At 40.9% G+C, this 21031-nt stretch carries 21 protein-coding genes; 20 read left to right on the top strand and 1 reads right to left on the bottom strand.

What is annotated here, in order from left to right:
• Positions 1 to 96 precede the first annotated feature (96 nt).
• On the bottom strand, positions 97 to 1899 hold the full coding sequence (locus tag E7303_RS04180) for a hypothetical protein (protein WP_292143978.1): 1803 nt from the start codon (positions 1897 to 1899) through the stop codon (positions 97 to 99).
• Between the two features lie 376 nt (positions 1900 to 2275).
• On the opposite strand from E7303_RS04180, the gene rsxC reads away from it, so the two are divergent.
• The 20 genes from rsxC to E7303_RS04080 all read left to right on the top strand — a co-directional run bounded on the left by rsxC (position 2276) and on the right by E7303_RS04080 (position 20935).
• Positions 2276 to 3592 (top strand): electron transport complex subunit RsxC, encoded by a 1317-nt coding sequence (gene rsxC, locus E7303_RS04175; protein ID WP_292143977.1) that lies wholly within the window; start codon positions 2276 to 2278, stop codon positions 3590 to 3592.
• Positions 3593 to 3607: 15 nt separating this feature from the next.
• A complete protein-coding gene (locus tag E7303_RS04170) occupies positions 3608 to 4552 on the top strand; it encodes an RnfABCDGE type electron transport complex subunit D (RefSeq protein ID WP_292143976.1) in 945 nt (314 codons plus the stop codon).
• Position 4553: 1 nt separating this feature from the next.
• Positions 4554 to 5165 carry an RnfABCDGE type electron transport complex subunit G gene (locus E7303_RS04165; protein ID WP_022775990.1) on the top strand — a complete coding sequence of 204 codons (612 nt, stop codon included), beginning with the start codon at positions 4554 to 4556 and terminating at the stop codon, positions 5163 to 5165.
• A complete protein-coding gene (gene rsxE / locus E7303_RS04160; protein WP_292143975.1) occupies positions 5162 to 5932 on the top strand; it encodes an electron transport complex subunit RsxE in 771 nt (256 codons plus the stop codon). Before E7303_RS04165 ends, rsxE begins: the two co-directional genes overlap by 4 nt.
• Before the next feature lie 2 nt (positions 5933 to 5934).
• Positions 5935 to 6522 (top strand): electron transport complex subunit RsxA, encoded by a 588-nt coding sequence (gene rsxA, locus E7303_RS04155; protein ID WP_292143974.1) that lies wholly within the window; start codon positions 5935 to 5937, stop codon positions 6520 to 6522.
• A 23-nt stretch (positions 6523 to 6545) separates the two neighbouring features.
• The gene (locus E7303_RS04150) at positions 6546 to 7343 is read left to right on the top strand and encodes an RnfABCDGE type electron transport complex subunit B (protein ID WP_292143973.1); all 798 of its coding nucleotides are present in this window, start codon (positions 6546 to 6548) and stop codon (positions 7341 to 7343) included.
• 326 nt (positions 7344 to 7669) lie between these two features.
• Positions 7670 to 8137: an Hsp20/alpha crystallin family protein gene (locus E7303_RS04145; protein WP_292143972.1), complete on the top strand. Its 468-nt coding sequence runs from the start codon at positions 7670 to 7672 to the stop codon at positions 8135 to 8137.
• Positions 8138 to 8193: 56 nt separating this feature from the next.
• Positions 8194 to 8397, top strand: coding sequence for a hypothetical protein (locus E7303_RS04140; RefSeq protein WP_103868339.1), 204 nt, complete (start codon positions 8194 to 8196; stop codon positions 8395 to 8397).
• Between the two features lie 237 nt (positions 8398 to 8634).
• Complete coding sequence (locus tag E7303_RS04135) at positions 8635 to 9690, top strand: hypothetical protein (protein WP_292143971.1); 1056 nt, start codon at positions 8635 to 8637, stop codon at positions 9688 to 9690.
• Positions 9691 to 9839: 149 nt separating this feature from the next.
• A complete protein-coding gene (locus tag E7303_RS04130; RefSeq protein WP_292143970.1) occupies positions 9840 to 10622 on the top strand; it encodes a mechanosensitive ion channel family protein in 783 nt (260 codons plus the stop codon).
• Between the two features lie 41 nt (positions 10623 to 10663).
• Complete coding sequence (locus tag E7303_RS04125; RefSeq protein WP_022773616.1) at positions 10664 to 11281, top strand: thymidine kinase; 618 nt, start codon at positions 10664 to 10666, stop codon at positions 11279 to 11281.
• Between the two features lie 217 nt (positions 11282 to 11498).
• Entirely contained in the window at positions 11499 to 11786 is a 288-nt protein-coding gene (gene flgM / locus E7303_RS04120; RefSeq protein ID WP_022773617.1) for a flagellar biosynthesis anti-sigma factor FlgM, read from the top strand.
• Between the two features lie 32 nt (positions 11787 to 11818).
• A complete protein-coding gene (locus E7303_RS04115; protein WP_292143969.1) occupies positions 11819 to 12337 on the top strand; it encodes a flagellar protein FlgN in 519 nt (172 codons plus the stop codon).
• Between the two features lie 99 nt (positions 12338 to 12436).
• Complete coding sequence (gene flgK, locus E7303_RS04110) at positions 12437 to 14095, top strand: flagellar hook-associated protein FlgK (protein ID WP_292143968.1); 1659 nt, start codon at positions 12437 to 12439, stop codon at positions 14093 to 14095.
• A 54-nt stretch (positions 14096 to 14149) separates the two neighbouring features.
• Entirely contained in the window at positions 14150 to 15997 is a 1848-nt protein-coding gene (flgK, locus tag E7303_RS04105; RefSeq protein WP_292143967.1) for a flagellar hook-associated protein FlgK, read from the top strand.
• A 78-nt stretch (positions 15998 to 16075) separates the two neighbouring features.
• Entirely contained in the window at positions 16076 to 18172 is a 2097-nt protein-coding gene (locus E7303_RS04100; protein ID WP_292143966.1) for a flagellin N-terminal helical domain-containing protein, read from the top strand.
• A gap of 125 nt (positions 18173 to 18297) precedes the next feature.
• Complete coding sequence (gene fliW, locus E7303_RS04095) at positions 18298 to 18753, top strand: flagellar assembly protein FliW (RefSeq protein ID WP_292143965.1); 456 nt, start codon at positions 18298 to 18300, stop codon at positions 18751 to 18753.
• Between the two features lie 75 nt (positions 18754 to 18828).
• Entirely contained in the window at positions 18829 to 19044 is a 216-nt protein-coding gene (gene csrA / locus E7303_RS04090; protein WP_022773626.1) for a carbon storage regulator CsrA, read from the top strand.
• A 59-nt stretch (positions 19045 to 19103) separates the two neighbouring features.
• The gene (locus E7303_RS04085) at positions 19104 to 20300 is read left to right on the top strand and encodes a CgeB family protein (RefSeq protein ID WP_292143964.1); all 1197 of its coding nucleotides are present in this window, start codon (positions 19104 to 19106) and stop codon (positions 20298 to 20300) included.
• Between the two features lie 155 nt (positions 20301 to 20455).
• Entirely contained in the window at positions 20456 to 20935 is a 480-nt protein-coding gene (locus E7303_RS04080; RefSeq protein WP_292143963.1) for a flagellar protein FlaG, read from the top strand.
• Positions 20936 to 21031 lie beyond the last annotated feature (96 nt).

The following is a 21031-nucleotide window of genomic DNA, read 5'->3' as shown; positions in this document are numbered from 1 at the left end:
CCACATGAACGTGATCACCTTTTTCTTGACTTAATTTTGTTTATTTGAGTTGTCCACTTGACAGACCCCTGTTCAATGCGACTCTTTTTTAAACTATTAAAGCTCAGTAGATCCAAGAATTGACATAAGTCTTAAGAATCCGCAGTAGCCATACTCATCAAGAAGGCTATTTACGTCATATCCTGCAGGAATAGTAACTTTAAGCTTCTTTCCGCCGTATGTGAATACTACGTTTACATCAATGTCAGGACGAGATGCAATTGCTGCGATCATCTTTGAATCGAGGCAGGCAACTCTGTCAGTTTCAATGTTCATAGCGCCGCCCTGAGGAGCTGCTGCTACGTTAGAAATGATTGATTCCTTGTACTGGATTGGAGTAATGCTTGACATGTTATAGGAAACAGTACGTGCAGGCTTTGTTCCGCTAATTGCTGCAATCTGGCTTGGAGTATCTGCTGCGCTAACAGTGTTAGATACAACGATTGCACCTGCAGGAGCCTGTGCAGGATCTGCATAAGATGGAGTTACATTTTCTACTACAACTTCGTAGCTCTGTGAACCATCTGTATTCTCAGTAGTCTTAACAATTGCTGTTACCTTAACATTGATTCCACCCTTTTTGCTGTCAAGAACCAGCGTGAATGTTCCATCACCATTATTTGTAACTGTAACGTTCTCTCCGGCAGTAACTTCATATCCTTCAGGAACGTTAGCAGCAACCTTAAACGCTTCTTTTATATTTACAGTGTCATAGGATTCACCATGAGGACCAGAGATTGTTTTCACGTTTTCATTATCTTCAGTTAACTTAAGGCCATATTTTTTCTGGCTTTCTGTATCCTGGTTGATGATATAGTTGATTGTCTTAACTACAGCGTCATAAACGTCCTTATAAGTTACATTAGCATCTTCTGCCAATGGTCTACCAACGCTAATATACCCTTTATCCATCTCATAGATGGTTAGTTCTGGAATTGATTTCAAAACATCATCTACGTCTTTATATGTTGGCTTTATTTCATTACCGTCATTATCTCTGGTAGAAGAATAGTCGAATGAGATTCGAGATCTATTATCATCAGAGTTTGAAATTGTGCCAGTAATGATAATTGATCCCTGCTTTTCATTATTGTCATGCTCTGATTTACTCTGATAGATGCTAATAGATGAAGAATTTACACCAATAACATTGCCATCTACAAAAATATTAGAGCTACCGTCAGTATCTATTCCTGAGCCATAATAGCTCTCGGTCTCTTTTTCGTACTGCTTGGTCTCTTTGTTGTAATCTCCGGATGAAATTGTGCCTGCGGCACCTGTTGAAATAGCATCACCGTTAACGATAACGGTTGAGCCGTTAAATGCAGATATGGCATCATCTCCTGAATTAACACTTCCAACTTCAACAGTTGTATCTTTACCAGTTGCATATATACCAGTTCCATTCGCAGAAACTTTCCCATCAACAGTTACATTTACTTTATCATTTGAGTTATAAGAATAAGCATCGATACCTGTCTGATCATCTCCTGTTGCGTTAACATTGCCTCCGACATCAACACTGCCGGCAGATACGATAATTGCAGGACTAGAAGTGTTATATGTCTTCTCCCCATCTGTGTAGGTTTTAGTAGTTGTCCCATTTGATCCGCTTGTATTTACATCTTCATTAACGGTAACAGAGCCTTCAGAAGTTGAAACAGTAATAGCACTATTGCCTGTGTCAACAGTAACACTTTCAACTACAACTTCCTTTTTTTCGCTATCAGAAGTTATATTGATAGGGGTAGTAACATCTTCAGCTGCTGCATCCTCAGCAAATGCAGTGAGACTTGGTGCAACGAGCATTGAGAAAGCAGTTGCTGTTGCTGTTAAAGATACTAGAAATTTCTTTTGCATAACACTAATTCCCTCCATAGAATTTATTTGTGTTGCTAAGCGAAATCATTTTCGCTGCACATGACAATAGCACTTGGCTCTAGTGAAAACAATCGAACGTGCGTTTGCTAAATGCGGGAATTCGCCGAAATACTGGGCTTGATGGCAAACATTAAATTACGATAAAGCAAATATAACGCATCTATAAAACGATATATATAGGGGTGGAAAGGTTAATTAACACAATATATAGACAGGTGGGTAAAAATTGACAGATTTTTTTGATATTAATCAAGCAAGTTTGTACAAAATTTAGTATAATTGTATAAGTAGTATTAAGTGCTGGGATTGGCACAGTACTTTCACTATAAACAAAAATATGAAAGAAGGGTAGGAGATGGCAAGAGGTACTTTTACGGGCGGAATCCATCCTTACGAAGGTAAGGAATTATCCAAGGATAAGCCCATCAAATCAGTCCTCCCTAAAGGGGATTTGGTGTATCCGATATCACAGCATATAGGTGCACCGGCTAAACCAATCGTTGCTGTTGGGGATCATGTTCTTACAGGACAGAAGATTGCAGAAGCAGGTGGCTTTGTTTCTGCGCCAATCTATGCAACTGTTTCAGGAACAGTCAAGGCAATTGAGCCAAGGCGTCTTGCAACAGGAGCTATGTGTGACAGCATCATAGTTGAAAACGATGGTAAGTATGACGAAGTGGAATTTAAGCCATTAAAACCGTACGAAGAAATGACCGCCGAGGACAAGATTGCAGCTGTTCGAGAGGCTGGTGTCGTTGGTATGGGAGGTGCAGGATTCCCAACTGCTGTTAAATTTTCACCAAAAGAGCCGGATAAGATCGACTATGTTATCGCGAACTGCTCTGAATGTGAGCCATATCTGACTTCCGACTACAGGCGTATGATAGAAGAGCCTGAGCTTTTGCTGGAAGGTCTTAAGATTGCGGTTAGTATTTTCCCTAATGCGAGAGGAATTCTTGCAATTGAGGACAATAAGCCTGATGCAATCGCTAAATTCAAAGAATTAACAAAAGATGAGGAAAAGATAAGCGTTAAGCCCGTCAAGACAAAGTATCCTGAGGGCGCTGAGCGTATGCTTATCTATGCAGTTACAGGAAGAGAGATCAACTCTTCAATGCTTCCGGCAGATGCTGGATGTATCGTTGACAATGTTGATACTCTTTGTGCTGTGTGCAGAGCGGTAAAAGAGGGACGTCCTCTCATGGAGAGAATTGTTACTATTACCGGTGACGCTGTCACAGATCCTAGAAACTATAAGGTAAGAATCGGAACCAATTATAAAGAGCTATTAGAGGATGCAGGCGGATTTAAGACAGAACCTGCCAAGATCATTTCTGGCGGTCCTATGATGGGATTTGCAATCTTTGATCTCGACGTTCCTACCACAAAGACAGCTTCAGCACTTACCTGCCTTACTAAGGATGAAGTAGCAGAGTTTGAGCCAAGTGCATGTATCAACTGTGCACGTTGCGTAGAGGCCTGCCCTGAAAGACTTATTCCAAAGAATCTGGCAGATGCTGTGGAACATGGTGACGAGAAGGCATTCCTTGATATGTATGGAATGGAATGCTGCGAATGTGGATGCTGTAGTTATGTTTGTCCGGCAAGGCGCCAGCTTACTCAGCTCATTAAGGGCATGAGAAAAATACAGCTAGGAAAAAGAAAAAAGTAAGGGGGACGAGATAAGATGAGTGATTTAAGAAGCGTATCATCCAATCCCCATGTGAGATCCAAAACCACTACTTCAAATATTATGATGTGGGTTGTGATAGCTCTTTTGCCTGCAACAGGTTTTGGTATCTATAACTTTGGCTTGGATGCACTAATTATTATTTTATTATCGATTGCTTCCTGCGTGCTTTCAGAGTTTATTTACGAAAAAGCAATGCACAAGCCGATAACTATCGGAGATTTCTCCGCAGTAGTAACAGGACTTTTGCTTGGACTTAACCTTCCATCAACAGTTCCGTTCTGGATTCCAATCCTTGGAGGTATCTTCGCAATTATCCTTGTTAAGCAGCTCTTTGGCGGACTTGGTCAGAACTTTATGAATCCGGCACTTGGTGGAAGATGCTTTTTGGTTATTTCTTTCCCTGCTATTATGACCAACTTCGTTACAGATACTTACACAGGAGCTACACCACTTGCCAATTTGAAGAACGGTGTAGAGGTCAACGTAATGGATATGCTTATCGGTAGAACAGCAGGTACTATTGGTGAGACATCAATGCTCTGCATTTCAATCGGAGCTATGATCCTCTTTGCAATAGGCATTATTGATTACGTAATTCCATTTACTTACATAATCACCTTCATTATTTTCGTAGGTCTTTTTGGAGGATATGGATTTAACTGGTCCTATATTTCAGCACACCTTGCAGGTGGCGGACTTATGCTTGGTGCCTTCTTTATGGCAACTGATTATGTGACTTGTCCTATCACTACCAAGGGAAGATATATCTATGGCTTTATATTAGGTCTTTTGACAGGAATATTCCGTATATTTGGAGCAAATGCAGAAGGCGTTTCATATGCGATCATCATTTCAAACCTTCTTGTTCCACTTATCGAGAAGTTCACTATTCCAAGAGCCTTTGGTATAAAGAGAGTTGCAAAAAAGGAGGCGAAATAACATGAACGATACAAAGAGCATGATTAAAAACGCCCTGATCCTTTTTGCAATCACTTTGGTCGCAGGTGTACTTCTTGGAGTTGTATACCAGGTGACAAAAGAGCCTATAGCTTATCAGGAAAAGCTTGCACAGGATAAGGCAAACCAGTCAGTATTTGCAGCAGCTGCAACATTTAATGATGCAGAGATTGATGAAGCCGGCGCACAGCAGGCTGGTGCAGCATTCCCGGGTGTTACTATTGAGAGCGTAAAAGAGGCAGTGGATGCTTCAGGTGCAGCTCTTGGATATGTAATTCAGGTAAGCTCAAAGGGATATGGCGATTTCATTACTTACACAGTTGGTATCACAAATGATGGAAATGTAAATGGTATTTCAATCATTTCAATTGCTGAAACTCCCGGACTTGGAATGAATGCAGAAAAGGTACTTGTTCCACAGTTCGTTGACAAAAATGCTCAGCAGTTCTCAGTTGTTAAGAATGGTCAGATGACAGATTCAGCCACACAGATCGAGGCTATTTCAGGTGCAACGATCACCTCAAGAGCCGTAACTAATGGTGTGAATGCAGCTGTGAACTATTTTGAGAATGTTTTGAAAGGAGGTCAGTCATGAGTGCAGATGTAAAAACGGGCGCTTTAGGATTTAAGAAAGATACTCCTTTAGAGAGATTTTTTAACGGCCTTGTAGCTGAAAACCCTACTCTTGTGTTGATGATCGGTATGTGCCCTACCCTGGCAGTAACATCATCAGCAATAAATGGTCTCGGAATGGGACTTGCAACAACTTTTGTATTGGCACTTAGTAATGCGGTTATTTCCGCTCTTCGTAAGGTAATTCCGGGAACTGTAAGAATTCCTTCATTTATCGTAGTTATTGCTTCATTCGTTACATTGGTTCAGCTTCTTATGCAGGCCTATGTACCGGCACTTAACAGCGCACTTGGTGTATATATTCCACTTATCGTTGTTAACTGTATCATTTTTGGTAGAGCAGAAGCATACGCAAGTAAGCACGGCGTCGTTCCGGCTTTCTTTGATGGAATAGGAATGGGAATTGGATTTACCTGTGCTATCACTGTTATTGGCCTTGTTCGTGAATTTGTCGGAGCAGGCACAGTTTTTGATGTTCAGATCCTTGGAGCAGGTACTGTTGTTCCCGGACCAGTTGGTGCATTCCTTTCCGGATATCAGCCAATCAGCATCTTTGTACAGCAGGCCGGAGCCTTCTTTGTTCTTGCATTCCTGATTGCTATCATGAACAAGATCAAATCAAACATGGCCAAGAAAGGCAAGGATACTTCAAAATTTGGCGAGGGTTGCTGCGGCTCAGCTGAAGAAAAAGCGGCCGATAAGATTGCAGCAGAAAAGGAGGCTAAGTAATCATGGGAGAGACAATACTTAGTTTAATTGGGCTGATGATCTCAGCTTCACTTATTAATAACGTAGTACTTAGCCAGTTCCTTGGACTTTGTCCGTTCCTTGGTGTTTCAAAGAAGACTGATACAGCTCTTGGAATGGGTGGCGCATGTATCTTCGTTATCACACTTGCTTCACTTGTGTGCAGCATTATTTATAAGTTTATTCTGAATCCACTGGATCTTTCATATCTTCAGACTATTGTATTCATCCTGGTAATTGCCATGCTGGTTCAGTTCGTAGAGATGATCCTGAAGAAATACATCGTTTCCTTATATCAGGCACTTGGTGTATATCTTCCTCTTATTACAACAAACTGTGCAGTTCTTGGTGTTGCCCTCAATAACGTAACTGATGGATACACAATTCTTGAGAGTACAATTTGCGGTTTCGCCACAGCTGTTGGATTTACAATTTCTATTGTAATTCTGGCAGGTCTTCGTGAGAAAATGGAATACAATGACATCCCTGCACCATTTAAGGGAATGCCAATGGTTCTTTTGACATCCGGACTTATGGCTATCGCATTTACCGGATTCTCAGCTTTGAAGTGAGTGATAAAGGGAGAAAAAAGACTATGACCTATGGAATTATCATTGCAACAGCAGTTGTAGCCGGTGTAGGAATTGTGATTGGTCTTATCCTTGGACTGGCAGATATGAAACTGCATGTTGATGTGGATGAAAGAGAAGCTGCTATTTTAGAGGCACTTCCTGGTAATAACTGCGGTGGATGCGGCTTCCCCGGATGTTCAGGTTGTGCGGCTGCCATAGCTAAAGGCGAGGCAGCAGTTAATCAGTGCCCTGTTGGTGGTGCTCCTGTTGCAGCAGCAATCTCAGAGATAATGGGAGTGGCAGCTGTTGAAACAGAGAGACAGGTTGCATTTGTCCATTGTAACGGTGACTGTGAAAATGCAGCTCAGAAATATGAGTACAAAGGCGTTTCAGACTGTAGACTTCAGGCGCAGGCTCCGGGCGGCGGTTCAAAGACTTGCTCTTATGGATGCCTCGGCGGCGGAAGCTGCGTTCAGGTTTGCCAGTTTGATGCAATACATGTGGTTAATGGCGTAGCGGTTGTGGATAAAGAGAATTGTAAGGCTTGTGGAAAGTGTATAGACATCTGCCCAAGACATCTTATCAATCTTATTCCATATTCAGCACAGGAGTCAGTTGCCTGCAAATCACAGGATATGGGTAAACTTGTTAACGGATATTGCAAGGTTGGATGTATTGCCTGCCATATTTGTGAAAAGAATTGTCCTGCCGGCGCAATCACTGTGGAAAACAATGTGGCAACCATCGACCAGGAGAAGTGCACACATTGCGGTACTTGTGTAGAGAAGTGTCCTAAGAAAGCTATTCATAAGATATCTTAATAGAATAAGAGAGGAAGACAGAGGGACGGTTCTTTTGACTTATTGCTTACAATAAGTCAAAAGAACCGTCCCTCTGTCTTCCCTCTGTCTCACTTACGCATATACAAAGAGATAGTAAATTAATTACTTGTTTGAAGTTGAAACTTTATATTTTTTTTAGAAATTAATGTGTTGACATTATGTGCTACATGTTCTATAACATACTTGTAACAAGAAATTAGCAGCCAATACATAAGAGTGCTAATTAAATTTTAAGCAATCTTAAGTGGCGGCACAAAACTACTACAACCTAAATAAAAATATAAATAGAAAAGGAGTGATGTTTTATGTTAATGCCTATGCTTTGGAGTAATAATGATATTTTTGATGAGATGGACAATTTGTTTAATGACAGATTCTTTGGCGAGCTTTGCGATTACAACAAAGGCGCGGGCAAAAAGTTTGATAACATGTCAGGCCTCATGAGAACCGATGTGATCGAAAAAGATAATTGCTATCAGCTTGAAGCTGAGCTCCCTGGATTTAATAAAGAGGATATCAGTATCGACCTTAAGAATGATGTCTTGACAATTAGTGCTTCTCACAGCGAAAATAAGGATGAAAAAAATAATGAAGGTAAGTACATCCGTCGTGAGAGAAGAAGTTCATCTTATCAGAGGTCCTTTAGTGTAGAAGGCCTTAAGCCTGAAGATATAATCGCCCAGTACAGAAATGGTGTACTGACAGTTACACTTCCTAAGAAGGAAGCAATTCCTGAGAAGGAAGAGGCAGCAAGGATCGAAGTTAAAGACTGATATTGATCAGTCATTTATAAAAGTCTCCCGCGGCGAATAACCGAGGGAGATTTTTTATGTCAAAAAAAGAACTTGAATACGAAGGATATAAGGGAACTGTAGAGTATGATGAGAAGTGCGATTTTTATACCGGAGAAGTTGAGATAGACGGCAAGATCTACACCTACGAAGGCGATACTTTAGAGGAACTTCAGGAGGACTTTGAGGATATCATTGATTCTATCATTGCATTTGAAGAAATGGATGATGAAGAAGTCTGAATATTTAGTCTTTTATTATTTGGCTAATGTATAAGTTTTTTTAACCGATACAATAAGTAGCTTAAATGCTGCATCAAAAAAGTAAGCAGTGCCAGCGGCTTACGACTATAGCTATGGAAAGCGTGAATCTTCATGGAGGATCAACATCTTCATTTGAAGGTTCATTTTCTTTGCGCAAATATAGAGTCTGCCTCTGTTAGCGCAAAATATGAACCTTCGTGACCCAAAGGAGGTACCATGAAAATTGCACAGGCACAGGTAAACATGGTCTCAAGCCACCAGTACTACGAGGAGAATACGGTTAATGTACAAAGTGGCGTAGTGACCAGAAGCGCTTTTCTTGATAGTTTGAATGATCAGGAAAAGAAGATGGATAGTCTTGAGATCACAACGGGCGACTTATCCGAAAGCAAGGCAACGGGAAGTGAAAACTATTCTTCGTTAAAACCGTCAAAGACAGAGTATCTTGGAAATTACGAGTCATCGCTTGAACAGCAGCTTGCAGAGATCAGAAATTCAATTCTTCAAAGAATCATGAGTCTTCTGCAAATGCTTGGAGGTGAAGACCAAAGCAGACATTTCAAGGATACGATCTCTAACACAGCCAATATGCTGACAAGTAATTCTTTCCTTAAGGTGACAACTGTCGAGATGGTGCATGTTGAGGAAGAGATGACTACATTTTCAGGACAGGGACTGGCTTTGACCGAAGATGGCAGAAGCATTGACTTTAATGTGGATTTTTCAATGTCCAGGAGATTCTGTCAGTACGCAGGAATGACTATGGCAAGTGCTGCAAAGTTTATTGATCCGCTTGTCATCAATGTTGGAAGTGATGTTTCATCTATTTCTGACCAGCATTTCTATTTTGATCTTGATTGTGATGGTAAAGAGGAAAAGATTTCTGCTCTTTCACAAGGGAGCGGGTATCTTGCCCTGGACAGAAACCGCGATGGAAAGATCAATGACGGTTCAGAGCTTTTTGGAACGAAGAGTGGGGATGGCTTCAAGGATTTGGGAGTATATGACAAAGACAACAATGGGTGGATTGATGAAAACGACGAGATTTATGAGGCTCTCAGGATATGGATCCGGGATGAAGAGGGGAAGGACCATCTGATGTCGCTAAAAGAGGCAGATGTGGGAGCAATCTATCTTGGAAGTGCATCAACTGAGTTCACGCATCAGAACAGTGAATTTGTGATTGCCGGTATGATGAAGGCGTCGGGGCTATTTTTAAGAGAAAGTGGTGGTGTCGGAACAGTGCACCAGCTTGATATGGCGGCTCTGTAAAAAAATGATCATGATCCCATCCGTAATCAATATGCGGGTGGGATCTTTTTTTGATTAATAAAATGCTTTGCAAGCGGCATTCTTTCTTATGTCCATATATGGTATACTTTAGAAGTTAAATAACTAAAAATGTACAATATGGAGCAATTATGACAGAATTCTTAAATGTTTTTCTAAAATATGTTTTACCATTTGTTGTGGCTTATTTACTGAGCTTTCTGATGAATAAATTCTTGAGCAAGGAGATGCTTCGGGGCAAACTTCATCTCATTTTCCTAAAGGGCATTATAATAGCGATATTGTGGGTGATAGCAGCACTTACAGCAATGAGTGAGATTCCTGCTTTTTCAAAGACCTGGGAGACAGCGATCGCTTCTTCCGGAATAGCAGCTGTAGTTCTTGGTCTTGCAGCCCAGTCGACTCTTGCAAATGTGTTTGCCGGAATAGCGCTTTCTGCGTCTCACTCAAGGCCTTTTGACATAGGCGACAGGGTAATGATCAACTCCTATGAACCGGGCTTTGTTGAGAATATCACCTTGAGACACACAGTTATTAAGACTTATCAAAATGAGATCATCTATATTCCTAATTCCATAGTTGGGGCAGCTTCAATAATTAACTATACTCAGGAACAGTCTTTTTCATATCCTATAGATATCTCAGTCGCTTATGGCACTGATATTGAGAAGGCAAAAGAAATAATGGCAGATGTGATAGAATCTCATCCAAAGCACTTCGGGGCGAGGCCAAATGTTTTGTGCAGAAGCTGCGATGACAGCGGTGTGACCTTAAGAGCGCTTATGGAGACAGCTGATTTCAGGGATAATCCGACAGCCTGCTCTGATGTTCGCATTGAGCTTATGAAGCGGTTTAATGAGGAAGGTATCGAGATTCCTTATAACAAATTGGTACTTATAAAAGGTAATGAATAAAGTTACATGGATCAAATAAATATTAGTCAAGGGGAGAAACAATGGGAAAACTGTATTTCAGGTATGGAGCAATGGGGAGTTCCAAAACAGCTAATGCGCTTATGGTGCGTTACAACTATCTTGAGAAGGGGCAGACAGCTATTTTATTGAAGCCAAAGGCTGAAGACAGAGATGGCGAAAAAACTGTAAAATCAAGGATTGGCCTCAGTGCTGAGTGCACATTTGTTGAGGACTTTTTGGAAGAAGTAAAAAATGAATGGCTCACAGGAAAAAGTGATAACTGGAAGAAGCTTGATTGTGTGATCGTCGATGAAGCGCAGTTTTTGTCAGAGGAGCAGGTGGATATGCTGGCAGAGGTTGTGGATAAGTATGATCTTCCGGTGATCTGTTATGGACTTAGAACAGATTTTACAAGTCACTTATTCAGCGGATCAAAGAGACTTATGGAAATTGCCAATTATATAGAAGAAGTTCCTACAGTCTGCTGGTGCGGAAGAAGGGCTCACTTTAATGCACGTGTAAGTAACGGCAAGATTGTCAGAAGCGGTGAACAGATCATGATGGGCGGAAATGAATCCTATGTTTCCCTCTGCCGCAGACATTTCCTCAGTGGCGAGGTTGACGGAGCCAGAGAAAGAGACCTTTCAGAAACTAACTGAAAAAATAAAAAAAATTATAAAAATACTCTAAAGTTTTTTAATTTTTGGTCGATAAAGATATTGGAACCCGTAAAAAGTATGATAACCTTGGGTGTTTTAGCCATTTCTTTGTGAATAATATTTGGGGAAATATTTTTCAGAAACAGCTAAAGTAATGGCAACTTCTACCGATAAATGAAGTAGAAGCAAAAAAACTCCAAGGAAGGAGGAAAAGATTATGCGAATAGATGCATACAGTCAGGTTCAGCAGATTTACTCGACAAGCAAAGTTAATAAGACCACAGCAACTAAGAAGACTGAGGGCGCAAGGGATACTGTATCCTTTTCTTCTATCGGAAAAGAAATTCAGGTTGCTAAACAGGCTGTGAACGCTGCTCCGGATGTCAGGGAAGACAAAGTGCAGGCGCTTAAAGCAGCTATTAAAAATGGAACTTATGACGTGAGTGGAGAGGCTTTTGCAGATAAATTACTGGCTAAATTCGACGAAGCTAACGGGCTTGCGTAATTAATTAAATAAATATCAGGAGGATGATTCCAGTGGCTAGTCTTATGGAGAATCTGGTCAGCGTGCTTGATCAGGAATGTACTATGTATGAACAATTACTGGAGTTATCAAGCAGAAAGACCCCTATTATCGTAAAGGGCGATCTGACTGCACTTGCGAAGATCACGGATGAGGAGCAGCACATAATAGGTAATATCCAGTCGCTCGAGAAGAAAAGACAGACCGCGATGCAGGATATTGCAAACGTGCTTAACAAGGATGTTAATTCATTGAAACTGACCGATCTGATCGTAGTTTTAGAGAAAAGACCAGAAGATCAGAAAAATCTGGCATCAAGACGGGATAAACTCGTTACTGTCGCTAATAGTGTCAGACGTGTGAATAGCCAGAACCAGGAACTTCTTATTAGTTCTTTGGAAATGGTGAAATTTGAAATGAACATCATCCAAGCGTCAAAAAGCGCTCCGCAGACGGCGAATTATTCAAGAGCTTTAGACACTACAGGCGAATGTTTAGGTTACACACAGGGCGGATTCGATGCAAAGCAATAAAATCTCCCCCTTTTAGGGGGAGCGCAAAGAAGATAACTCATGTGGAAACCGTTTAAACGCGGTAGTGTCTTTTTTGTACCCTTTTTTAGGAGGCAGCATATGTCACTTATGGCTAATCTGTATGTTGGTCAGTCAGGTCTGGCAACATCACAAAACGCATTAAATACAACTGCACATAACCTGGCTAATGTTGATACATTGGGCTACACAAGGCAGCAGGTCTCACAGGGAACAAGAGCTTATCAGACTCTTGAAAAAAGAAATGAGGCCATCGCCTGGAAACAGATTGGTACAGGTGTTGAATATAATAACTGTAAGCAGGTAAGAAGCGATTTTCTGGATATTTCCTACAGGCTGGAGTCCGGAAGATACGCTTTTTATGATATTTCACAGAAGGCCCTTGAAGAGATCGAGGATCAGCTTCAGGAAATGAACGGGACAGAATTTGCTGAGTCACTCAACAACCTCTGGGTTGCAGTTCAGGAGCTGGCAAAGGATCCTTGTTCAGCAGTTACGCAGAGTTCTCTTGTAACAAGGTGTAACGAGTTTTTAACCAGAGCCAAAAGTGTTTACGACGGAATGGTATCCTATCAGGAAAACCTTGATCTGTCCGTATATGAAATGGTTAATAACATAAACAGTTACGGCGACCGGATAAGAACGCTCAATGAAGATATTGTAAGCATAGAATCAGGACGACATGAAAAAGCCAACGACCTAAGGGATGAGAGAAACAATCTTTTGGATAAGCTTGGCGAAATGGGAAGAATAGAGTATACAGAGGATGTTTTTGGTAATGTGACAGTTCTTTTTGAAGGATCATCCTTTGTTACAACAGATCACGTCAATCATATCGGAATAGATACAACTTTGGACAGCCCTGTTGGATATGCCACACCATACTGGGAATACGCAGCCAAAAAAGAATATAACATGTACGGAGAAGAGATAATCACATCTATTTCGGGCGGCCACTTATACGACCTGACGCAAACAATCTCAACTTCTACTAATACCGATGTTGGAAAGCTTAAGTCAGTTCTTTTGGCAAGAGGTGATCACAACGCTACATATCATGACATAACTGAAAGCGAAGACTATTACAATTCAAATATCGCTAATTCAGTGATCATGAATGTTCAGGCGGAGTTCGACCAGATGATCCACAATATCATGACTGCGATAAATCAGATCATGGAAGATGCAGAAAGTAATCCGGCAACGCTTGATAACAGCCTTGGAACAACTTCAGATTTTGCAATGTTTGTGGTAGCCAATAAGACTGATGCTCTTACCTATGATATTGATGATGATCATCCTGCAGGCTCGGTAACTACAGGTTTTACTATTAAGAATACTCAGATAAATCCTATTTTGTTAAAAGACCCTACGACTTTTACCTTCAGAACAAAAGATGGAAATGAAGACAATGATACAACAGAGGCGCTCAGGGCAGCATTTACCAGTGAAAAATATGTGCTGAACCCGAACGTTGCAAGCAGAAACAGTTTTATCACTTACTATAACAGTCTGGTATCACAGGTTGCCAATTCCGGCGATGTACATAACAGCGTAAAAGAGGCCCAGGAGCAGACGGTTTCAGCGGTATCTGCGGCAAGAGAGCAGATCGTCGGAGTATCAAGTGATGAAGAACTTGAATATATGATACAGTTTCAGAATGCATATAACGCATCCAGCAGATACATAAATGTAGTAAGTCAGATGCTTGAGCATCTTGTCAGTACGTTAGGAGCATAATCTTTGATCTTTGTGGATTACAGGGATGATTAGCTCCTTATAGGAGGAAAACCTATGACTTCTCAGTTTTTTGGACTTAATATCGCAGCTTCAGGACTTAGAGCTGCCAACGCTTCATTAAATACAACTGCAAATAATATAGCAAATGCCAACACTGATGGTTACAGCAGGCAGAAGGTAAAACAGGAGGCATCAGATGCCCTCAGGGTATTTGCGAGATATGGATGTGCCGGTGCAGGCGTTGAGACTATCGCAATAGAAAGAGTTCGCGATAGTTTTTATGATGTGAAGTTCAGAAACAATGAACAGCTCCTGGGGCAGGTATCACAGAAAAACTATTACACAAAGCTTGCAGAGCAGTATCTTGAAGACGATGGAAGCAGCGGATTCTCATCTCTTTTCTCTAAGATGGAAGTAGCTCTTGAATCGGTAAGGACTGCTGCAGGTACGACAGAGACCAAGACCGCCTATATATCAAGCATGCAGGCGCTGACGGAATATTTTAACAATGTTTATACGTCTCTTCAGGGACTTCAGAGCGATGTCAATTCTGAGATAAAGCTGTGCGCAGACAGAATCAGCTCAATTTCTCAGGAAGTGGCTTCTATAAATAAGCAGATCAATATCATTGAGATGACAGGGGCCAAGGCCAACGAGCTCAGGGACAAAAGAGATATGCTGGTAGATGAGCTCTCCAAGATGATCTCAGTTGAGACCAAAGAAACTCCGGTAGTTGATGAGAACAATCCGGACAGAGTTACCGGTGCTACAAGATATCAGATCTGGGTGGCCGGTGCATATGAGCTCGTTGATACCTATGAATACAGGAAACTTATTCCGGTTGCAAGGGATGAAGACGGCGCTGTTAACCAGAATGATGTGTCAGGTCTTTATGAACTTAAGTGGGGGAGCGGTAATTACAAGGACGGAGATAACGTAAAAGAGCTCTCTGATTTTGCCATTGAGTCAAGGATAATTGGCGGCGAACTTCAGGGGCTTCTTGCAATGCGTGATGGCAATAATAATCACTATTTTAACGGAAAATGTACGGTAGTTAATGATAAGGTAAGCCCCGTAAGGGTTACGGTTGAAGTTTCAGATACTCATCTTATGGATATGTCCATGTGCACGATTCCTGCTGATGGAAAGATCCACATAGGCGACAAGGACTATAAGTACGATTCATGGGAATATGATGGCGAGCACACTTATGTGTTTACGATAGATGAGGAGTCTTTGACAAGTATTCCTGATTCAAACAGGGTTGCTTATATTGGATTTGCCAATGAATACCAGGGACTTCCTTATTACATGTCTCAGATGAATGAGTGGATAAGACAGTTTTCAAAAGAAGTAAATGAAATAATGGTAGGCGGCTATACTTCAGATTCTCTTGAGGGTGTAGCGATGCTTACAGGATCAATGGATACTAACTCAGCCGCTCAGTACAGCTACGAGCAGCTGACCTCTCTTTCTGAAAATAAGGGATACTACAGCCTGAATGGTGGAAACTTTGCGGTCAATTCTGTGCTGATGGACAATGCGGACAGACTTGCCACAAAGGCCGATATTACAGAGGGAGAATCTGAATTTGGAAATCTTACCAAGTTCAAGACCATGCTGGACACACAAAAGATATTCAGAGGATCAACATCAGGTGAATTCCTTACAAAGGTTTTGGCGGATGTGGCACTTAATTCCAGTAACGCCGGAACTTTGGAGGACACCTATAATGCACTTGAAGTGACCATTAAGAATCAGAGACTTTCGGATGCCGGTGTCGATGAAGACGAAGAAGCTTCAAACCTGGTTAAATACCAGAATGCATATTCTCTTTCCTCCAAGATGATCCAGACTCTTTCGGAAATTTATGACAGACTGATACTTCAGACCGGAGTATAATCTGCCGATTATATATGTGTAGGAATAATATGCAAGGATGCATTATTTTGACATGGAAAGTCAACCGGAGGAATATTTATGCGCATCACCAACAAAATAATGCAGAACAATTCTCTTTATAATATCAATAACAACAAGATCACCGAGAATCAGCTAAACACCATGATGTCTACAGGTAAAAAGATAACCCGACCCTCGGATGATCCTGTTATTGCTATCAGAGCTCTGAGACTCAGAAGCAGTGTCACACAGATTTCCCAATATTATGAAAAGAATGCCAAGGATGCCGAGAGCTGGCTTGATGTTACAGCGGATGCTCTTTCTACAGTTACGGCCGTTTTGACTGATTGCGTAAAGCAGGCAACCAAGGGCGCCAACATGGATCTTACTCTGGATGACCTTTCTACTATCGTTACTCAGATGGGAGCTCTTTCAAAAGAGTACTACTCAACAGGTAACGTGGATTTTGCAGGAAGGTACATTTTTACCGGGTACAGAACGGATAACGCTCTTTCTTTTGACAGAACAACAACTGCAGATTATACGGATATAAACGATGAGTTTAATGCAGGGAATATCGGTACCTCCACTAGAGTTACCGGAATGAGTAAGCTTAGCTCAGAGAATATCCTAAATGATAGCTCGGAGACAGTTTATCAGAGCGACATTGTTGAAGTAAATGTTGGAAGATTGAGACTGTCTTATGACACTTTGAATTATAAGAAGAATGATGGCAATACAGCGCAGCTTAAATGGAGAGAATCTCTTTTACAGCCGGCTACAAGTGCTGTGGATGATACGACCAAGATTGTTCAACTGACCTTTACTACTTCAGAGGGATATACCCATTACGCATCAATACCTATGAATGAGGACACAGCTGAAGGCGAGAGCTTTTCTGTGACCAATGATGGCATTACCTATACTGTTAGCCAAAATTCTGATGCTACCTATACGATTACAGGAAAGACTGAAACTGAAGAATATGTTTTCAAAATGGATGAAAATGGTGTGTATGATTCCACAGGTCAGAGTGACAATGTAGCATCAGGCATAACAAACATAGAGTCTGTGCAGAAGACCACCGTTACCTATACAAATGCATCGGGACAGCAGGTTCAGTATACAATACCTCTTTTGCCTGCTATTGGTCAGACCTACACAATGGACCTTGAATATAACGGAAATACTGCAGTTGCCACAGTAAACAGCGATGGAACCTACACTATAGTAGATAATATCGTTACTGAAAACGGCGATGGCACATATTCAAAAAATATAGTGAATGTCACCGGAAATGGAAGTATTCATTCATCCTATGTTGAGACGACACTTGAGATAGAGCCTGAGAATATTATTTATACAACCAGTGATGATGCTGAAATCGATGATTTTTATAATGAGATAAATGATCAGCCCACCGGCTCTGTGGCATATTTAAATGCGGTTACCGGAGAGATTCTTTTAAATGAAGAGCTGACTAATAAGCTCTCAACGCTTCCTGACCTTATCAATGCCAATTCTATCGACGTTGTCTATGACAAGAAGGAATGGAGTACTGGCGATATTAAGCCGGAGAACCTTTTTAATTGCACATATACTGATGAAGAGGGCACGATTCTTTATAACCATGGAACTGCAGCTCATGATATTGCCTACGATGTAGGATTTGCCCAGTCTGTAGTTGTTAATACAACAGCAGACGCGGTTTTCACAACCAGTGTTAAAAGAGATGTGGATGACCTTGATAACATAATAAATGAGCTTAAGCAGATGAATGGAACACTGAAAACTCTCAATGAAAAACTGGCAGTAACTACAGATGAAGCTGTAAAAGAAAAGCTTAAGATTGAGATTGAAGCAGCACAGAAAGCCTATGACAGCCAGAGAATAACGCTTCAGAAGGAGTTTGAACACAAGATCACTTCCATGCAGAAGGCCCTTGATACAGCGAACCTTGCGGTTACAGAAAACGGAACCAGGTCAAAGAGACTTGATCTGGTTAGTACCAGACTAATGAGCCAGACAACTACCTTTAAGACTTTGCAGTCTGACAACGAAGATATTGATCTTGCTGAGACTGTTACACAGCTTACTTCAGCCCAGGTAACATATGAAGCAAGTCTTATGGCTACAGGTAAGATCAGTCAGAGTTCTCTTATAAATTATATCTGATGGGTATTAATTATTTGTAGCACAATGACGAAATAACGTATATAATTAATGGTGATAGGAGAGAACCTCTTCATCATCGTGACACCAATATACATATGTACATATGATAGCATGGAGGTTACATAATGAAATTAACGACAAGGATTTTCGGAGAAGTTGAAATTGATGACAGTAAGATAATCTGCTTTCCAAACGGTATCATAGGCTTTCCTGACCTTCAGAAGTTTACCCTTATGCATGATGAAGAGCAGGGATCAAATACTATCAAGTGGCTTCAGTCCATCGATGAGCCGAATTTTGCAATGCCGGTTATGGATCCGCTTGTTGTTTGCCCTGATTATAAGCCACTTGTTGATAAGACAGAGGTAGAGGCCATTGGCGAACTGGCTGAGGATGATATGCTGGTTCTTGTTACAGTAACCGTGCCACATGATCTTACCAAGATGACTGTAAATCTCAAGGGACCATTTATAATTAATACAAAAGAAATGAAGGCTTCCCAGACAATTATTGATAATGATGAATATCCGGTGAAGTTTCCGATTTACGACATCCTTCAGAAGAATAAAGAAAAAGGGTGATCAAAGTTACTAGAAATATAGCAGGGATGGGGAGATTTATACCTGCACAACTACAAAACCATGGAGGGATAGCGAATGTTAGCATTATCAAGAAAAAAGAATGAAGCAATCATCATCAATAATAATATTGAGATCACAGTACTGGATATCAGAGGCGACCAGATAAAGCTTGGAATTTCTGCACCAAAGGAAATCCCAATCTACAGAAAAGAAGTTTATATCCAGATTCAGAATGAGAATAAAGAAGCAACAGATGTTGCCGGAATTGATGCTCTTAAGAAGTTGTTGTAAGTACATTTATGATAATAGAGGCTGCTGTCCCATTGGGCAGCAGCCTTTTTAAAGGTTAAATGATGCGAATTCTTTATTATGACTGGGACGAATTTAATGGTGAGGATTGCAGGGATGCAATGAGAAGGCTTGGACATCAGGTTGACGTGTTTAAGCTTGATATGCATGGATTTGACCTGACACAGGAGATGGATGAGAAGATAAGAGGTCTTTGTGAGAAAAAAGGCGATGATGCCAAGAGATATTATGACCTCTTGTTTAGCTTTGACTTTTTTCCTAATATCTCAGAGGCATGCCAAAAATACGAAATGCCCTATGTGAGCTGGGTGTTTGACTGCCCGCACTATACGCTGGATTCTCATGTAACAAATAACCCGGTGAACAGGATATTTGTTTTTGATTCAATGCTTTATAAGAGATTGTTGGGTAAAGGAGTTTCTACAGTCAGATATTCACCTTTGGGAGTTAATGATAAGAGATTATCTGAGCTGTGCAGGAAGCTTGATGATGAGACAGGTGGAGAGATAGTTTATGAGCATGATGTGAGCTTTCTGGGGAATCTGTATGATAATGAATTTAATTTTTATGATCAGGTTAAGTTTCTGCCTCCGGCTTTGAAAGGCTATACTGATGCAGTAATAAAGGCGCAGGAACAGGTCTTTGGGCAGGATTTTTTTACTGAAAGTTCAATATACCCTCAGGAAAAGATAAAAGAACTTAGAGAATATATAAAGTTTGAGCAGACCGGCAAGTATGAGATTGATTATGACGGTGTTATGCTGGATATACTTAGGAAGAAAGTAACTGTAAACGAGCGTCACAACATACTGGAGCAGATGGGCAGGCAATTTGATACAGTTCTTTATACCATGCCGGGAGCCAAGCCTATTGATGGAGTCTGCAATCTTGGAGTTGCGTCTTATACTGACAAGATGCCGCGAGTATTTCATAGGAGTAAGATAAATCTAAATATCTCGCTTAGGTCGATCTTGGTGGGAGTGCCACTACGAGTTCTTGATATTCTGGCAGCAGGGGGCTTTCTGGTTACAAATTATCAGGCAGAGATTGCAGAGTACTTTGAAGATGGAGTGGACCTTGTTATGGCATATACTCCGGAGGACATGATTCAGAAAGTGGCTTATTATCTCAGACATGATGACGAAAGAAAACAGATTGCAATTAACGGACAAAAGAAAGTTTTGGAAAATTTTGCGTATACAAAGTTGCTTCCAATGATTCTTGATGAAAAATCCTAAAATTTTTATAAATTTTAGGATTTTTTTATTTAAACCTATAAAGATTCTGACGCACATTCCGATATAGAGGATAAGAAATGCTATATAAACCAATAACGGGATGTAACGTTTATGATAAGGCAGGTTCCTTGTTCAGACACGGAGGTATATGAATTATGGGAATGGAAGCAATTAATGGCTTTTCGCCTCTTGTTCAGCAGGCACAGCCACAGGTAAGAACACAGGTACAGGAGCAGAGTCAGTCGCATTCTGAAATTGCAAATGCAGAAGCAGCTGGCACTACTCAAAACGTGGATTTAAAGGTTGAGACCGCGGATAATGCGTCCGGGTCTAATGGTGGTGCTCAGGGTGGCGCCCAGAACTATTCGGATGGTCAGAGCAAGATAGAAGCTACTGAAGAACAGATTCAGGCTGATAATGAGAAGGTTAAAAAGGCCATCTCTGAAATGGCTAAAAATGTCAGATCCAATGCCGAAGCTGTCTTTGGTATACATGAGAAGACAAATCGTGTGACCATCAAGATGGTGGATAAGGAAACCAAGAAAGTAATCAAAGAATTTCCACCGGATGAGACTTTGGATATGATCGCCAAGGTTTGGGAAATCGCCGGCATCATGGTAGACGAAAAAAGATAAAAACATGTTGCAATCAATAAGAAACATTGTGATTGCAACAGAAAATTGACATGGAAGTCAATGTAACACGCTCATGGATTGAGAAAGGAGAATGCT

This window comes from Butyrivibrio sp. (genome assembly GCF_015056685.1).
In the GTDB taxonomy this organism is placed as follows: Bacteria; Bacillota; Clostridia; order Lachnospirales; family Lachnospiraceae; genus Butyrivibrio.
Note: the sequence above shows the minus strand (reverse complement) of the source record. Positions and strands in the feature narration are given on the sequence as shown.

Coding starts and splice junctions, on each gene's coding strand:
- E7303_RS04180 (WP_292143978.1), bottom strand. CDS start 1,899: ATGCAAAAGAAATTTCTAGTATCTTTAACAGCAACAGCAACTGCTTTC.
- rsxC (WP_292143977.1), top strand. CDS start 2,276: ATGGCAAGAGGTACTTTTACGGGCGGAATCCATCCTTACGAAGGTAAG.
- E7303_RS04170 (WP_292143976.1), top strand. CDS start 3,608: ATGAGTGATTTAAGAAGCGTATCATCCAATCCCCATGTGAGATCCAAA.
- E7303_RS04165 (WP_022775990.1), top strand. CDS start 4,554: ATGAACGATACAAAGAGCATGATTAAAAACGCCCTGATCCTTTTTGCA.
- rsxE (WP_292143975.1), top strand. CDS start 5,162: ATGAGTGCAGATGTAAAAACGGGCGCTTTAGGATTTAAGAAAGATACT.
- rsxA (WP_292143974.1), top strand. CDS start 5,935: ATGGGAGAGACAATACTTAGTTTAATTGGGCTGATGATCTCAGCTTCA.
- E7303_RS04150 (WP_292143973.1), top strand. CDS start 6,546: ATGACCTATGGAATTATCATTGCAACAGCAGTTGTAGCCGGTGTAGGA.
- E7303_RS04145 (WP_292143972.1), top strand. CDS start 7,670: ATGTTAATGCCTATGCTTTGGAGTAATAATGATATTTTTGATGAGATG.
- E7303_RS04140 (WP_103868339.1), top strand. CDS start 8,194: ATGTCAAAAAAAGAACTTGAATACGAAGGATATAAGGGAACTGTAGAG.
- E7303_RS04135 (WP_292143971.1), top strand. CDS start 8,635: ATGAAAATTGCACAGGCACAGGTAAACATGGTCTCAAGCCACCAGTAC.
- E7303_RS04130 (WP_292143970.1), top strand. CDS start 9,840: ATGACAGAATTCTTAAATGTTTTTCTAAAATATGTTTTACCATTTGTT.
- E7303_RS04125 (WP_022773616.1), top strand. CDS start 10,664: ATGGGAAAACTGTATTTCAGGTATGGAGCAATGGGGAGTTCCAAAACA.
- flgM (WP_022773617.1), top strand. CDS start 11,499: ATGCGAATAGATGCATACAGTCAGGTTCAGCAGATTTACTCGACAAGC.
- flgK (WP_292143968.1), top strand. CDS start 12,437: ATGTCACTTATGGCTAATCTGTATGTTGGTCAGTCAGGTCTGGCAACA.
- flgK (WP_292143967.1), top strand. CDS start 14,150: ATGACTTCTCAGTTTTTTGGACTTAATATCGCAGCTTCAGGACTTAGA.
- E7303_RS04100 (WP_292143966.1), top strand. CDS start 16,076: ATGCGCATCACCAACAAAATAATGCAGAACAATTCTCTTTATAATATC.
- fliW (WP_292143965.1), top strand. CDS start 18,298: ATGAAATTAACGACAAGGATTTTCGGAGAAGTTGAAATTGATGACAGT.
- csrA (WP_022773626.1), top strand. CDS start 18,829: ATGTTAGCATTATCAAGAAAAAAGAATGAAGCAATCATCATCAATAAT.
- E7303_RS04085 (WP_292143964.1), top strand. CDS start 19,104: ATGATGCGAATTCTTTATTATGACTGGGACGAATTTAATGGTGAGGAT.
- E7303_RS04080 (WP_292143963.1), top strand. CDS start 20,456: ATGGGAATGGAAGCAATTAATGGCTTTTCGCCTCTTGTTCAGCAGGCA.